This window comes from Methylobacterium sp. Leaf94, assembly GCF_001426045.1.
Classification (GTDB): Bacteria; Pseudomonadota; Alphaproteobacteria; order Rhizobiales; family Beijerinckiaceae; genus Methylobacterium.
In genome coordinates this window covers 85,730-99,892 of the sequence record NZ_LMRM01000004.1, presented here as the reverse complement: position 1 = coordinate 99,892, position 14,163 = coordinate 85,730, and the positions used below count along the sequence as shown (strand labels likewise).

Here is a 14,163-nt window from a genome sequence, read left to right as displayed (position 1 = left end):
ACCTTCGCGCCGTGCCTCAGCGCTGGCGGGTCGCCGCCACGCCGATCTGGTCGGCCATGCGCACGAGGTCGGCCAGGGATCGGGCCTGCATCTTCTCCATCACCCGCCGCTTGTGGACCTTGGCGGTGATCTCGGTGATCCCGAGTTCGGCGGCGATCTGCTTGTTCATCAGGCCGCCGATGGCGCAGCGCATCACGTCCAGCTCGCGCGGGGTCAGGGCCTGCAGACGCTCGGCCAAAGCCTCCCGGGCGCGGCGGGCCTCCAGGGCCGCCGCATCGGCTTCGAGGGCCCGGTGCACGGCATCGAGCAGGACCTCGGCCACCACCGGCTTCGTCAGGAACTCCACCGCGCCGCCGCGCATCGCCCGCACCGTCATCGGGATGGTGCCGAAGCCGGTCAGGAAAATGATCGGCACGGTGCTGCCGGCCGAACGCAGGGCTTCCTGGACCGAGAGGCCGTTCTCCCCGGCAAGACGAACGTCGAGGAGGATGCATTCCGGTGCCGTCCGGACCCGTGTCGCGGCGAGTGCGGCAGCGTCTCCGTGACCGACCGCAAGCAATCCGCTCGACCGGCACAGACGCATCAGCGCGCAACGCAGGGCCGGATCATCGTCGACGATGTGGACGGTCGCTTCGGACATCTTTCCAAGGAAAGCGAATACACTGGGCAAGCTTACAAGATACGCGCCGGCCAGGTGCATCTTCTGCGGATGAGGCACCTGCGTATCACGGGTGGCGCGTGATGCCGAGGACGCTGCCCAGGCAGTGTTCGAACTGCTCGGCGTCGAAGGGCTTGGCAAGGTAGGCGAAGGCGCCGGAGGCCAGCGCCCGCGCACGGCTCGACTCGCTCGGATAGGCCGTCATCACGATGACCGGCAGCGTCGGTCGGCGCAGGCGCAGGAGCCGCAGGAGGTCGAGACCGTTCAGGCCCGGCATCTGCACGTCCGTGACGACGACGGCGATCCCCGCATCGTCCGCCGCGTTCAGGAGCGGCTCGGCCCCGGCGAAGGAGGCGGGGGCGTAGCCGAGGGAGCGGGCGAGCCGCGACAGGGCCGAGCGGATCGCCGGGTCGTCGTCCACGATGGCGACGACGGGCGCCCGCGGGGCCGCGTTCCGGGTGGCGGAATCTCCGGCGGCGGGCTCAGCCATGGGCGGGTCCGGCGACCGGGAGGGTGAAGTGGAAGGCGGCCCCGCCCCCGGGCGCGGCATCGGCCCAGATGTCGCCGCCATGGGCATCGATGAGGTTGCGGCAGATGGCGAGGCCCATGCCCATCCCGCCCGCCCGGGTCGAGTGGAACGGCTCGAAGATGTGGGCGCGCCGCTCGGGCGCGATGCCGGGGCCGGTATCGGTGACGTCGACCGTCACCGCCTCGCCCGTGGCCCGGATCGTCACGGTGACGTCGCGCGGTCCGTCCCCCTCCGCCATCGCCTGGGCGGCGTTCAGGAGCAGGTTCACGAAGACCTGCTGCAGGCCGATCGCATCGGCGTCGATCCAGGGAATCGCGCCCTCGGCCGCGATGTGGACGGCGGCCCGGTGCAGGCGCAGTTCGCCCTCGACAAGCAGGTTCGCGTCGCGGGCCGCTTGGAGGAGGTCCACGGGGGCGGAGGCGCGCGGGGCGTTGCCGAGATAGGACCGGGTCCGGGCGATCACGTCGCGGGCGCGGGTCGCCTCGGTGACGACGTCGTCGAGGGCCGCCGCGGCCTCGCCGATATCCGGCACCGGGCGCCGCAGCCAGCGGGTGGCGGCCTGTGCGTTGGCCAGGATGGCCGCCAGGGGGGAATTGACCTCGTGGGCGATGGAGGCGCTGAGCGCCCCCACGGTGGTGATGCGGGAGGCGCGCGCGAGTTCGGTGTCGGCCCGGGCGAAGCGCTTCTGGGCCTGCTTGAAGGCTGTCACGTCGAGGGCCGTCACGACGATCTCGGAGAAGCCCGCCAGGTCCCGGGGCAGCATGGCGGTGAACAGCATGTCGATCTCGCTGCCGTCGGCGCGCACCACGTGGGCTTCCGAGCGGAAGAAGCGGTCGCCCCGGCCGAAGGCCACCAGCCACTGCACGAAGGTCTGGTCGGTGTCCGGCAGGAGACGGTCCAGGGGACCCAGATAGGCGTCCTTGCCGGAGGCGCCCGTCTCCTCGACCGTGAAGCCGTTCACGTCGGTGACGATGACCTGCCGTCGCAGGGCGCGAAGCGCCTCCGGCCGGCTCGCGAAGTGGGATTCGATGTCCACCGTGCCGGCCCGGCGCAGGGCCATCACCGCTTCGCCCGCCGCCGTCCAGTCCTCGCGCCACATCGAGATGCCGGACCGCTCGAAGATGGCCTCCAGGCGCGTCTCGCCGATCCGGTACCGCTGCGCCTGTCGGGCCGCCACGGCGAGGGCCGCGCCCCCGGCGGCGAGGGCGAGTGCGCCGAGGACGAGGGCGGGCGCCCCGCCCCGGGCCGCGGCGGCCCAGCCCGCGAGGCCGGCGAGGCCCATGGATGGCAGGATCAGCAGGGCCGCCGTGCCGATGGCCGTCGCCCGGGCCCGGCGCCGCCCCGGCGGCGCGGCCAGCATCCAGGCCGGAAGATCGTCGATGCCGATGGGACCGTCATGGGCCGAGGCGGAGGCGCGGCTGGGCCAGCGGGAGAAGACCTGGCGCGGCAGCGCCTGTCGCGAGTCCGTCGGGCGTGCAAACCGTTGCCGCGAGAAACCGTGCCGCATGCACCTCATCCACCGGGGTCCGACAGGATAGCGGGACCGCGCCCGGGGGGTCTCCGATACACCTGTATAATGGCGCGCCCGACGCAAGGATTGCACGGTGCGGGCATGGATCTGCACCGGCACAGCGCCCACAAGTTTCCCAAGGCCGGCCTGCTTGCGACCTCCCGGGGCCGGCAGTGGCAGGGGGTCGCGGCGGAGCTGCGCTCGCATCCGGCCGGCGATCTGCCGGCGATCGTACCGACCCAGATGGAGATCACCCTGGCGACGCGCCGCGTTCCGGGGGCGCATGTCAGCCGCAAGGGCGCCGGTCTCCGCCAGCGGACGGCGGTCGAGGCGGGCACGATCTGGCTCTGCCCCGTCGGCGTCGGGGAGGACGACATCAACATTTCGGCCCCGTTGACCGAGATCCTGCACATCTACCTGCCGGCCGAGCGCTTCGCGGCCCTGGCGAACCTCTACGGCGATGCCCGCATCCGCGCCGACACCGTGCGCTACCTCGCCGATGTGCCGGATCCACTGATCCGCCAGATCGGGCTGTCGATCCTCAGCGAACTCGTCCGGGAATCCTCGGCGGGCCGGATGATGGTGGAGGCTGCGGCCCTCGCCCTCACGGCCCGGGTGGCGCAGGCCTACGGCCACGACCGTCCGGACCGGGCCGATCCGGTCTGCGGCGACCACGATTGTCCCGAGCGCATCCAGCGGGCGATCGCCTTCATCCGCGACAACCTCGATCGCGACCTCGGCGTGACCGAACTCGCCGCCGCCGCCTGCCTCAGCCCGTTCCACTTCGCGCGCCTGTTCGAGCGCGTCACCGGCAAGACGCCCTACGGCTTCGTCAGCGCCGAGCGGCTGGCGCGCGCCCGCCGGCTCCTGGCCGAGCGCAAGCTGCCGCTGGTGGATGTCGCCCTTTCGTCCGGTTTCTCGAGCCAGGCCGCCTTCAGCACCGCCTTCAAGCGGGTGACGGGCTGCACGCCGGGGGAATACCGGCAGCTTGCGCCCTGAGGCGCCCGGCAAAGAGCAGGATCGCGTAACGGCCGAGCAAGTCTGCGAAAGACCGTTGCCCCGTCCCGCCGGCAGGGTGTCCTCACCCGAAGGTCTGCTGTGGAGACGAGGATGCATCGGTCAGCCGACACCCCTGCGGCCCGGCTCGCGATTCCGCCGCTGCCGCGCCGCCGGCGGCCAGCCCTGGAGCCCGGCCAGCGCCCGCGCACGGTCGAACCCCCGCGGGAGCCCGGTCCCGAACCCGTTCGCACGACCCGGTCGCCGGATGCGGAGACGGACGGCATCGTGGTCTCGGAGCTCCCCGCCGTCGGGCGAACGACGGCACCGCAGCCGCAGACCTACGGCGAGGGGCTGCTGATCCGCGTGCAGCGGGCCGATGACGGGGGCTGGCCGGCGGGCGGTCCCCTCCGACCCGCCCCCGAGCGCATCTGCGCCAGCGCCGTCACGCTCCTCGATCGCCGCATCAGGCCCCCGGCCAGCTATCGGGGCGTCGCGGTGCAGATCTGGCTGTCGCGCCGGATCCTCGTCGAGGTGGCCGCGAGCATGGGCCTCGGGGACATCGATCCGCTCGAGGCTCTGAAGCCGGTCGACGGCAGGGTCCTGGTCGACCCGACGATCCATGACCTCGCCGCCAGCGCCGCCGCTACGCTCGATCGGCCGGATCGCGGCGCGGCCGTGTTTCGCCTGCAGATCGGCCGGGCCATCGGGGCGCATCTGATCGGCCTCCATGCCGATCCGGGCCTCGCCGCGGAGCCGGCCCGGGGCGGGCTCGCCCCCTGGCAGCTGCGCCGCGCCCAGGACCGCCTGCGCGCAGGGCTGGGCGACACGCCGAGCCTGCAGGCGATCGCGGTGGCGTGCGGCCTCTCCGTGAGCCACTTCGCCCGGGCGTTCCGCCAGTCCCTCGGGGTTTCGCCCCATGTCTGGCTCGTCCGTCAGCGCATCGCCCGGGCCAAGACCCTGATGCGGGGGCCCGGCCCGTCGCTGGCCGAGATCGCGCTCGCCTGCGGGTTCGCCGACCAGAGCCATTTCACCCGCGTCTTCGCCCGCGAGGCGGGTGTGAGCCCCGGGCGCTGGCGCCGGATGGTCGAGCCGGAGGAGCCGGGCGTGGATCCCCGAAAGATCTCGGCGTGACAGGGCATCGGCGTGACCGCGCCTTAATGTCGAGGCGCCCTGGTGCGCGCGGGCCGACGGCTCCATGATCGCGGAATCACCGGCCGGTCCCGGCACGCCGTACCCGGCTCGGACGGCGACGGCAGGCAGCGAGGCGCGGCCATGAACAGTCCCCTGCACCAGGACGAGACCCGTCGCTTCGCACGGGCCCAGCTGCGCGGGGAGATGCTCGATTGGCTCCTGGCGGGAACCCGGGGGGAGCGCTTCCTCGACGATATCTTCGTGGCATTCTGCCGGCGCCTGCGCGAGGCCGGGATCCCGGTGGCGCGGGGCACGATCCACCTGCGGACGCATCATCCCCTGTGGCTCGGAACCCGCATCCTCTGGCGGACCGGCCTTGAGGCGGCCGCGTTGCAGAACTTCGAGTACGGCATCGTCGAGACCGACCAGTTCAAGCTCAGCCCGGCCGCCGAGATCTTCAACGGCGCGGAGCGGGTCCGGAAGCGCCTGGAAGAGCCGGCGCAGCCGGCGACGGATTACGGGATCTACCGTGACCTGCGCGCGGAGGGCCTGACCGACTACGTCGCCTGGCCGCTGCACTACACCCTCGGCAAGAGCCACATCGTCACCTTCTCGGCCGATCGGCCCGGCGGGTTCGCGCCCGACGACCTCGATCTCCTGGCCTCGCTCCTGCCGGCCCTGTCGGTGGTCACGGAGGTCCGGCACAAGAACCGCCTGACCCGCCTGCTCCTCGACACCTATGTCGGACCGCATGCCAGCGAGATGATCCTCAACGGGGCGACCCGGCGCGGCAGCGGCGTCACCGTGGAGGCCGCCATCATGGTGATCGACCTGCGCGGCTTCACCGAGATCTCCGAGCTGTGGCCGCGCGACGACGTCATCGCCCTGCTGAACGACTACTTCGACGCGATCTCCCTGCCGATCGAGCGGCACGGGGGCGAGATCCTGAAATTCATGGGCGACGGCCTGCTGGCGATCTTCCACCTCGACACGCCGGCCGCCTGCACCGCCGCGCAATCCGCCGCCCTGGAGGCGCGCGCCGCCATGCGAGCGCTGAACGCGGCGCGGGCCGAGCGCGGGCAGCCGCGCCTCGGCTACGGCATCGGCGTCAATGTCGGCGCGGTGATGTACGGCAACATCGGCTCGCGCTCGCGCCTGGACTTCACGATCATCGGGCCCGCCGTGAACGTGGCGGCCCGGCTGGAGAGCCTGACCAAGGTCCTCGACGTCAGCGTGCTGTTCTCGGGCGCCTTCGCGGCCCGCTCCAGCGACGGACACCAGCTCGTGCCCCTCGGGACCTTTCCCCTGCGCGGCGTCGGCGATCCCCTGGAGGTGCTGGCCTTCCCGGACGACGCCGAGGCCGGTGCGTGACGCCGCGGCCGGCGCGCTGAACCGAGGCGCTATCCGAAACCGCAGGACCCCGGAACGGGAAAGGCCAGCCTCGCGGCTGGCCTTCGGGATGGTCGAAGCGGGATCGACGCCGTCGCTTACTCCGCGGCGGACATCTCGGGCGCGAAGTGGCCGCACCAGTCGGCCGAGCCGACCACCGGCCACAGGCCGTGATCCGACGGACCCGGCTGGCTCACCGGCGGATTGAACCGGCACAGGCCCTCGTCGGCCGCCGCGGCGGCGCCGTTGACCTTGTGCTCGTCGAAGAACTTGCAGCTCTCGCACTTCGCGTTCGCCATGTCGGTGATCTCCATCCTGCGCGGCGTGCCGCCGCTGCTACTTACGAATTAGAACAGATCCAATGTAAGCGTCAACCGTCTTGTCGGGGGGCGGTTCCCCGGTCGCGTCGCAGGATCGGGGATCGGAGCCTTGGGACACGCTGCCCCCCTCGCCTCGGTGGCACCGGAGCGTATTCCGGCCGGTCGCGCTTTGGCCTATCAGGCCTTCATGTCCCCCACGCCCGTCGCACCCGACGACATCGCCCACGTCATCCAGATCGCCCTCGCGCCCGCGTTCCTGCTGACGGCGCTCGCGACCCTGCTCAACGTCTTCTCGACGCGCCTCGGCCGCGTCGCCGACAAGGTCGATGCGGCGGCTGCCGGTCTGCGGACCGCCGACCCGCACGAGGCCGTCCGCCTCTCCCGGCAATTGTCGTATCTGCGGCGGCGCTCCTTCGTGCTGGACGGCGCCGTGGTCCTGGCCTCCACCGGCGCGGTCATGACCGGTATCGCCGTGCTCACCCTGTTCGTCGGGGCCCTGCGCGATGCCGCGACCGCCTCGATCCTGTTCGCCTGCTTCGGCGTGGCGCTGGTCTGCACCGTGGTCGCGGTCTGCGCCTTCCTGGTCGAGATCCTGATGGCCGGGCGCGGCATCCGGGACGAGGTCGACCGCCAGCAGGAGCATGCGGGGGAACGCGGCGCATCCTGAGCCGCGCGCGGGCCGGCCTCGCGGGGGACGAGGGGCTGGCGTGCGTGCGGGCGGTCTCGATCAACGGGCCGCACCCTGATACGCGCCAGTCCGCCGGCAGGGATGGGACGAGGTCCGATGAGCGTCGAGACAATGAAGGCGGATGTGGTCGTCATCGGCGGCGGCATGGTCGGGCTCGCCTCGGCGATCGCCCTGCGGGACCGGGGCCTCGACGTCCTGCTCTGCGATCCCGGGGAGGCGCGTGCCCGGACCTCCTACGGCAATGCTGGCGTGATCAGCCGGGGCTCGATCTTTCCGATGTCGAGCCCGGCCCTCTGGGCCAAGCTGCCGACCTACCTGCGCAACGCCGACCGGGGCCTGCGCCTGCGCCACACCCACGTCGCCCGCGTGCTGCCCTGGACGGCGCATTTCCTGGCCTCCGCCCGAACCTCCGCCTGGGAGCGGGCCGCCGCGTCCCTGCTGCCCCTGACCAGCGCGGCGCTGCCCGCGCATCTCGCCCTGGCCGAGCGGGCGGGCGCCGGCCACCTGTTGCGCCGCTGCGGCTGGATCAAGCTCTACCGGACGCACGCCGCCTTCGCCGGCGCGGCCCTGGAGCGGGCGATCCTGGGCCGGCACGGCGTCTCCTTCGAGATCCTCGACCCGGACGACATCCGCGCCGCGGAGCCGGCCCTGATCCGGGCCTACGCCCACGGCATGCTCCTGCCGGAGACCGGCGCCGTGAGCGATCCGGGCGGGCTGCTGGAAGCCTATCAACACCTCTATCTCGGGCTCGGCGGACGAACGCTCCGAATGGTTACGACGCACCTCGAGCCCGAGGGGGAGGGCTGGTGCATCCGCCACGACGGCGGCACTGTGCGGGCCCGCCAGGTCGTCCTGGCCGCGGGCGCCGCCTCCGGCGAGATCGCCCGCGGCCTCGGCTACCGCTTCGCCTTCGCGGCGGAGCGCGGCTACCACGCCCACTACGCCCTGCATCCCGACAGCCCGCCGCTGACCCGCCCGGTGCTCGACACCGGCGCCGGCTCGATCATCGCCCCGATGGGGGAGGGGCGCGTGCGCGTCCTCTCCGGCGTCGAACTCAATGCCCGCGAGGCTCCCCCCGACTACGTCCAGATCGAGGCCGCCGCGCAGGAGGCGGGCGGAACGCTGCGCCTGGGCGCGAGCCTCGACAACCGCCCCTGGATGGGCGCGCGCCCCTCGACCCCGGACGGCCTGCCGGTGATCGGCCCGGCACCCCGGCATCGCGGCCTGATCTTCGCGTTCGGCCACGGCCATATCGGCCTGTCCACGGGGCCGATCACGGGGCGCCTGGTGGCCGATCTCGCCACCGGCGCCGCGCCCGCCGTTCCGGTGGCGCCCTTCGCGCCACAGCGCCTCCTCGGCTGGCCGCGGTGGAACCCGGTTCGGGCGCGCGAACGCGCGGATTGACGCCTCCCGCCGGAGGCGCCATGCCGGGGGGGCCGCACCACTCCCTCGTCCGAGGACATCCGTCTCCATGCGCCTGAGCGTTCGCCTCGACGGGGGCATGTGCCGCCGTTGGCACCTCCGGCTGATCGAACGCCTCCTGCGCCGCCCCGGGCTGTCGGTGTCCCTCGACCTGTCGCCGGGACCGGGCGCGCTGCCGCCCAACGCCGCGCTGCTGTTCCGGCTCGAGGCGATGCTGCGCCGGCTGCCGCGCACCGGGCCGGCCCTGCGGGTCGAACGCGCGGATCTCCTGGCCGGTGCCGCCCCGGCCGACGGAATGCCCGACCTCGTCCTCGACCTCTGCGGCGACGCGGCGGGTCCGCCGGGCGTGCCGGTCTGGCGCCTCGCCTTCGACGGGGCCTGCGGAGAGGCGGCCCTGCTCGCCTCGCTGCTGGCCGGGCGCCCGCCCGTGGTCAGCCTGACCGAGGACGGGCGGATCGTCGCCTCCGGCCGGGTCGGAACCGAGGCGCGGGGCATCATGCTCACCGCCTTCGAGGATGCTCTCGTTCGGACCGCGAGCCTGATCCTGGCCGCCCTCGGCGGAGCGGGGCCGCGGCTCGCGCCCGAGGGTGTCCCGATCCCGGGCCCGGCGCCGACGGGCTTCACGGCGGCCGCCCTAACGGCCCGGGCCGCCCGCACCTGTGCCCGGATGGCCGCCCGCCGGCTCTACGCCCTCTGCACCTGGGCGCCCCATTGGCGGGTCGGCTGGCGCCGGCTCGCCGGTCCCGACCTCATCGACCTCCAGGCCCATCCGGAGACCGGCTGGCACACGCTTCCGGACGACGGGCGCCGCTTCTACGCCGATCCGTTCCCGATCGCCGATGCCGCCGGCACGGTGCTGTTCGTGGAGGATTACAGCCACGTCCTGCAGAAGGGCGTGATCTCGGCCGTGCGCTTCGGCGCCGACGGCCCCCTCGGGACACCGGTGCCGGTGCTGGAGGCCGCCCACCACCTCTCCTATCCGTTCGTCTTCGCGGAGGGCGGTGCCTACTGGATGGTGCCCGAGAGCGGCGCCACCGGAACCCTCGATCTCTACCGCGCCACCGCCTTCCCCGGCGGCTGGGTCAAGGAGGCGACCCTGATCTCCGGCCTGAATGCCAGCGATCCGACTCTTCTCCGGCACGACGGCCGCTGGTGGCTGTTCGCGACGGTGCGCGACGACGGCGAGCATGACGGCCCCTTCGCCGCCTGGGGATCGTATTCCGACAGCCTGCACCTCTGGTCCGCGCCGGATTTCCGCGGGCCGTGGACCGCGCATCCCGGAAATCCGGTGCTGATCGACATCGCCGCCGCCCGGTCCGGCGGCCGCATCGTCGCCCGGGACGGTGCCCTGTTCCGGCCGGTGCAGGATTGCCGCGACGGCTATGGCGGGGCGCTCGGCCTCGCGCGGATCCGGCGCCTCGACGCGGCGGGCTACGCCCAGAGCGTGGAGATGATCCTGCGTGCGGGGCCGCGCTTCCCGGGCACGGGCCTGCACACCCTCAACCGGACGCCGCATTTCGAATTCATCGACGGGGCCGGACGCGTCCGCCGGCGCTTCCGCGGCGGGGCGGGCGGCGCCTGCGAAACCTGACGTTTCGCAGCCACTTACGTCATCACGGACATTTTAATCCCGCCCCAGGAACAATCATCGGCGCGCACGCTTGTGCCACCGCTGGTGGGGGCAAGGAATCCGGTCCCCTGCGAGCCCGATCTCACATCGTCCTGCTCGAACGTCCGGAAGGGCCCCTCATGGCCGAGCCGCTCTCCTCCCGCACCGCTCCGATGCGAAACCCGTCGGCCCGTGTCCTGCGGGGGCTCGATGCGCTCAACTTCTTCCTCGCCGACGTCCGCGATGGGCTCGGTCCCTACCTGGCGATCTACCTGATCGCCGTGCGGGGGCCGGACCAGGGCTGGAACGAGGCAACCACTGGCCTCGTCATGACCATCGCGGGCATCGCCGGTCTCATCGCCCAGACGCCAGCCGGGGCGCTGATCGACCGGACCAATCACAAGCGCGCCATCGTCATCGCGGCGGCCGTCGCGGTCACGCTGAGCTGCCTCGTCCTGCCCTTCATCACGAACTTCTACGTGGTGGCCGCCACGCAATCGGTGGCCGGCATCGCCGGGGCGATCTTCCCGCCGGCGCTGGCCGCCATCACCCTCGGCGTCGTCGGCCCGAAGCTGTTCGCCAAGCGCATCGGCCGCAACGAGGGCTTCAACCATGCGGGCAACGCCGCTTCGGCGGCGATCGCCGGCGGCACCGCCTACTTCTTCGGACCGATCGTGGTGTTCTGGCTGATGGCGCTGCTCGCCGTGTGCAGCATCGGCGCCATGCTGATGGTGCCCTCCGATTCCATCGACGACGATCTCGCCCGCGGTCTCGACCAGACCGAGACGCAGGCCCGGACCGAGGGCGAGGAGGAACCCTCGGGCCTCACCGCGCTCCTGAAGAACAAGTACCTGCTGCTCTTCGCGGTGCTGGCCGCGCTGTTCCACCTCTCGAACGCCGCGATGCTCACCTCGGTGGGGCAGCTGCTCACGAAGCTTTCCGGCAAGGACAACGCCACCTCGCTGATCGCGATCTGCATCGTGGCCGCGCAGCTGGTGATGGTGCCGGTGGCGGTGTTCGTCGGCGCCAAGGCCGATGCGATCGGGCGAAAGCCGATCTTCCTCGCGGCCTTCGGCGTCCTGGCGATCCGGGGCGTGCTCTACACCCTGTCGGACAACCCGTTCTATCTCGTGGGCGTCCAGCTCCTCGACGGCGTCGGCGCCGGCATCTACGGCGCCCTCTTCCCCGTCATCGTCGCCGACCTGACCCGGGGCACGGGCCGGTTCAACGTCTCCCAGGGGGCCGTCGCCACGGCCCAGAGCCTGGGCGCGGCGCTGAGCGCGACCCTCGCCGGCCTGATCATCGTGTCGGCGGGCTACTCGACCGCGTTCCTGTCCCTGGCCGCCATCGCGGGCCTGGGCTTCGCCCTCTACCTCTTCGCGATGCCGGAGACGCGCGGCTACGAGCCCGGCCGCTCCGGTGCCGACGGTGGCGGCCTGACGCCCGTCCCCGCGCCGGCGGCCTGACCCCCATGGCCGCCACCGACGACATCCTCGCCTTCGCCCATATCGGCGACCTGCACCTCACCGATGCGGACGCCGACAACGCCCGCGACCTCCACGCCATCGTGGACCAGATCAACGCCGTGGACGGGGTCGACTTCGTCTATCTGCCCGGCGACAACGCCGACAACGGCACGCCCGCGCAGTACGCCCTGGTGCGCGCCGAACTCGACCGCCTGCGCCGGCCTTTCCACGTCATCACCGGCGACCACGACATGGAAAGCGGGAGCCTCGCGGCGTTCTATGCCGGCCTCGGCGTGCCGCGGCTACCCTACGCGGTGACGGTGTCGGGCACCCGCTGCCTGTTCCTCGACATGTGCGGGCCGGGCTCCGGCGGACCGGATTTTCGCCTCGGCGACGGGCAGGTCGCCTGGCTCCGGCGGGAGGCGGGCGCCGCCGAGGCGGAAGGGCACGACTGCGCCCTGTTCATGCACAGCTACCCCGCCGACCTGACGGGGGAGGGCGAGGCTGCGACGGTCGCAGAACTCGTGCACGGCTCGCGCATCCGCCTCGTCGAGATGGGGCACACCCACTACAACGAACTCGCCAATGACGGCCGGACCATCTACGCGGCGACCCGCTCGACGGGCCAGATCGAGGAGGGGCCGGTCGGGTACACCATCGCGGCGATCGACCGGGGCGTGGTGAGCTGGCGCTTCAAGGAACTGGCGCAGGGCTGGCCCTTCGTGGTGATCACCGCGCCGGCCGACCGCCGCCTCGCCCATGCCGAGGACCACATCGTCTCGGGCACCACCGAGATCCGCGCCCTGGTGCTCGGTGCCGGCCGGACGGCGGTCTGCGAGTTCAACATCGACGGCGGTCCCTGGCGCCCGATGCGGCGCGCCGAGGGCGATCGCCGCTTCCGCGCCACGGTCGACTGGCCCCCCGGCGCGGGACGCCTCACCGTCCGCGCCCAGGATTCCGAGGGCGGTGTCGGCCAGGACCAGATCGAGCCGGCCGGCGACGTCGGCGCCCTCGTCCGCTCCAAGGGCCTCGGCAGCGACGCGGATTCCGTCGGCGCCTGGCCGGACCGGGGCATCCTCGGCACCCAGCTCGGCCCGAACCGCAACGGGCGCCACTGGTAGGGCGCATCCGCCCTGCCCGACTTTCTTTCCGACCAAGGATTCCGAACCCGATGGGTGCGCTGACGCTGACCCCGAACCTCGTCACATGGGCGATCGCCGCCGTGGCCACCCTGGGGGTGATCACCCGTCCCTTCTCCTGGCCGGAGGCGATCTGGGCGGTGCTGGGCGCTGCCGCCCTCGTGGTGTTCGGCCTGATGCCGGCCGGGACCGCCTGGGAGGGCGTTCTCAAGGGTACGGACGTCTACCTCTTCCTCGTCGGCATGATGCTGATGTCGGAAGTGGCGCGGAAGGAGGGCCTGTTCGACTGGCTCGCCGGCATCGCGGTGCGGGCGGCCAAGGGCTCGGCCACCCGCCTGTTCACCCTGATCTACGTCGTCGGCACCGTGGTGACGGTCTTCCTCTCCAACGATGCCTGCGCGGTGGTGCTGACCCCGGCCGTCTACGCCGCCACCAAGGCCGCCAAGGTCGAGAACCCGCTGCCCTACCTCCTGATCTGCGCCTTCATCGCCAATGCGGCGAGCTTCGTGCTGCCGATCTCGAACCCGGCCAACCTCGTGGTCTTCGCCGAGCACATGCCGCCGCTGACGCAGTGGCTGGCGATGTTCGCGCTGCCCTCGGTGCTGGCCATCGTCGCCACCTACGCCATCCTGCGCCTGACGCAGAATTCCGTGCTGCGCGACCAGCAGGTCGCCACCGATGTCGAGGCCGTGCACCTGTCGCGGACCGGACTCGTCGCCGGCCTCGGCATCGTAACCACCGGCGGCGTGCTCATCGGCGCCTCCGCCCTGGGGCTCGATCTCGGCCTGCCGACCTTCGTGGCCGGCGGCCTCACCACGGCGGCCGTCCTCCTGATGAAGCGCGGCGGCCTCGTCGAGGTCGCCAAGGACGTGTCCTGGAGCGTGCTGCCCCTGGTCGCCGGCCTGTTCGTGCTGGTCGAGGCACTGGAGAAGACCGGCGTTCTGCGGATGATCGCCGATGCGCTGAAGCAGGCGGCGGCCGCCTCGCCCGTCGAGACCGCCTGGGGCGCCGGCACCCTGATCGCGGTGCTCTGCAACCTCGTCAACAACCTCCCCGCCGGCCTCATCGCGGGTGCCGCGGTGCAGACCGCCCACGTGCCCGACACGGTCGCGGGCGCGGTGCTGATCGGGGTCGACATCGGTCCGAACCTCTCGGTGACGGGGTCGCTGGCCACCATCCTGTGGCTGACCGCGATCCGCCGCGAGGGCCAGGACGTCGGCTTCTGGCGCTTCCTCAAGCTCGGCCTGCTCGTCATGCCGCCCGCGCTGCTGCTGGCGCTCGCCGGCCTGCTCCTCGTCTAGCT

Annotated in this window: 13 protein-coding genes; 9 read left to right on the top strand and 4 right to left on the bottom strand. The window is 72.3% G+C overall.

The window, feature by feature from the left end; translation table 11 throughout:
* Positions 1-16: 16 nt before the first annotated feature.
* The 3 genes from ASG63_RS03990 to ASG63_RS03980 all read right to left on the bottom strand — a co-directional run bounded on the left by ASG63_RS03990 (position 17) and on the right by ASG63_RS03980 (position 2,694).
* Positions 17-640: a response regulator transcription factor gene (locus ASG63_RS03990; protein WP_056212301.1), complete on the bottom strand. Its 624-nt coding sequence runs from the start codon at positions 638-640 to the stop codon at positions 17-19.
* An 85-nt stretch (positions 641-725) separates the two neighbouring features.
* Positions 726-1,148: a response regulator gene (locus ASG63_RS03985; RefSeq protein ID WP_056212298.1), complete on the bottom strand. Its 423-nt coding sequence runs from the start codon at positions 1,146-1,148 to the stop codon at positions 726-728.
* Complete coding sequence (locus ASG63_RS03980) at positions 1,141-2,694, bottom strand: sensor histidine kinase (protein WP_056212297.1); 1,554 nt, start codon at positions 2,692-2,694, stop codon at positions 1,141-1,143. The genes ASG63_RS03985 and ASG63_RS03980 overlap by 8 nt, the downstream gene beginning before the upstream one ends.
* A 69-nt stretch (positions 2,695-2,763) precedes the next feature.
* Between ASG63_RS03980 and ASG63_RS24950 the strand changes: the two genes are divergently transcribed.
* The 3 genes from ASG63_RS24950 to ASG63_RS03965 all read left to right on the top strand — a co-directional run bounded on the left by ASG63_RS24950 (position 2,764) and on the right by ASG63_RS03965 (position 6,198).
* Positions 2,764-3,696, top strand: a complete 933-nt coding sequence (locus ASG63_RS24950) for a helix-turn-helix domain-containing protein (protein WP_200957525.1) — start codon at positions 2,764-2,766, stop codon at positions 3,694-3,696.
* 111 nt (positions 3,697-3,807) lie between these two features.
* A complete protein-coding gene (locus ASG63_RS26330) occupies positions 3,808-4,827 on the top strand; it encodes a helix-turn-helix domain-containing protein (RefSeq protein ID WP_056212293.1) in 1,020 nt (339 codons plus the stop codon).
* Between the two features lie 141 nt (positions 4,828-4,968).
* A complete protein-coding gene (locus ASG63_RS03965; protein WP_056212291.1) occupies positions 4,969-6,198 on the top strand; it encodes an adenylate/guanylate cyclase domain-containing protein in 1,230 nt (409 codons plus the stop codon).
* 116 nt (positions 6,199-6,314) lie between these two features.
* On the opposite strand, the gene ASG63_RS03960 is transcribed toward ASG63_RS03965, so the two are convergent.
* Positions 6,315-6,515: a hypothetical protein gene (locus tag ASG63_RS03960; protein WP_056212289.1), complete on the bottom strand. Its 201-nt coding sequence runs from the start codon at positions 6,513-6,515 to the stop codon at positions 6,315-6,317.
* Positions 6,516-6,723: 208 nt separating this feature from the next.
* Between ASG63_RS03960 and ASG63_RS03955 the strand changes: the two genes are divergently transcribed.
* The 6 genes from ASG63_RS03955 to ASG63_RS03930 all read left to right on the top strand — a co-directional run bounded on the left by ASG63_RS03955 (position 6,724) and on the right by ASG63_RS03930 (position 14,161).
* The gene (locus ASG63_RS03955; protein WP_056212365.1) at positions 6,724-7,203 is read left to right on the top strand and encodes a DUF2721 domain-containing protein; all 480 of its coding nucleotides are present in this window, start codon (positions 6,724-6,726) and stop codon (positions 7,201-7,203) included.
* Between the two features lie 117 nt (positions 7,204-7,320).
* Positions 7,321-8,628 carry an NAD(P)/FAD-dependent oxidoreductase gene (locus tag ASG63_RS03950; protein ID WP_056212286.1) on the top strand — a complete coding sequence of 436 codons (1,308 nt, stop codon included), beginning with the start codon at positions 7,321-7,323 and terminating at the stop codon, positions 8,626-8,628.
* Positions 8,629-8,695: 67 nt separating this feature from the next.
* The gene (locus ASG63_RS03945) at positions 8,696-10,237 is read left to right on the top strand and encodes a glucosamine inositolphosphorylceramide transferase family protein (RefSeq protein WP_056212283.1); all 1,542 of its coding nucleotides are present in this window, start codon (positions 8,696-8,698) and stop codon (positions 10,235-10,237) included.
* Between the two features lie 158 nt (positions 10,238-10,395).
* Entirely contained in the window at positions 10,396-11,721 is a 1,326-nt protein-coding gene (locus ASG63_RS03940; protein ID WP_056212282.1) for an MFS transporter, read from the top strand.
* A 5-nt stretch (positions 11,722-11,726) separates the two neighbouring features.
* Complete coding sequence (locus ASG63_RS03935; RefSeq protein ID WP_056212280.1) at positions 11,727-12,842, top strand: metallophosphoesterase; 1,116 nt, start codon at positions 11,727-11,729, stop codon at positions 12,840-12,842.
* Positions 12,843-12,892: 50 nt separating this feature from the next.
* Positions 12,893-14,161, top strand: a complete 1,269-nt coding sequence (locus ASG63_RS03930; RefSeq protein ID WP_056212278.1) for an arsenic transporter — start codon at positions 12,893-12,895, stop codon at positions 14,159-14,161.
* The last annotated feature ends 2 nt before the right edge of the window (positions 14,162-14,163 follow it).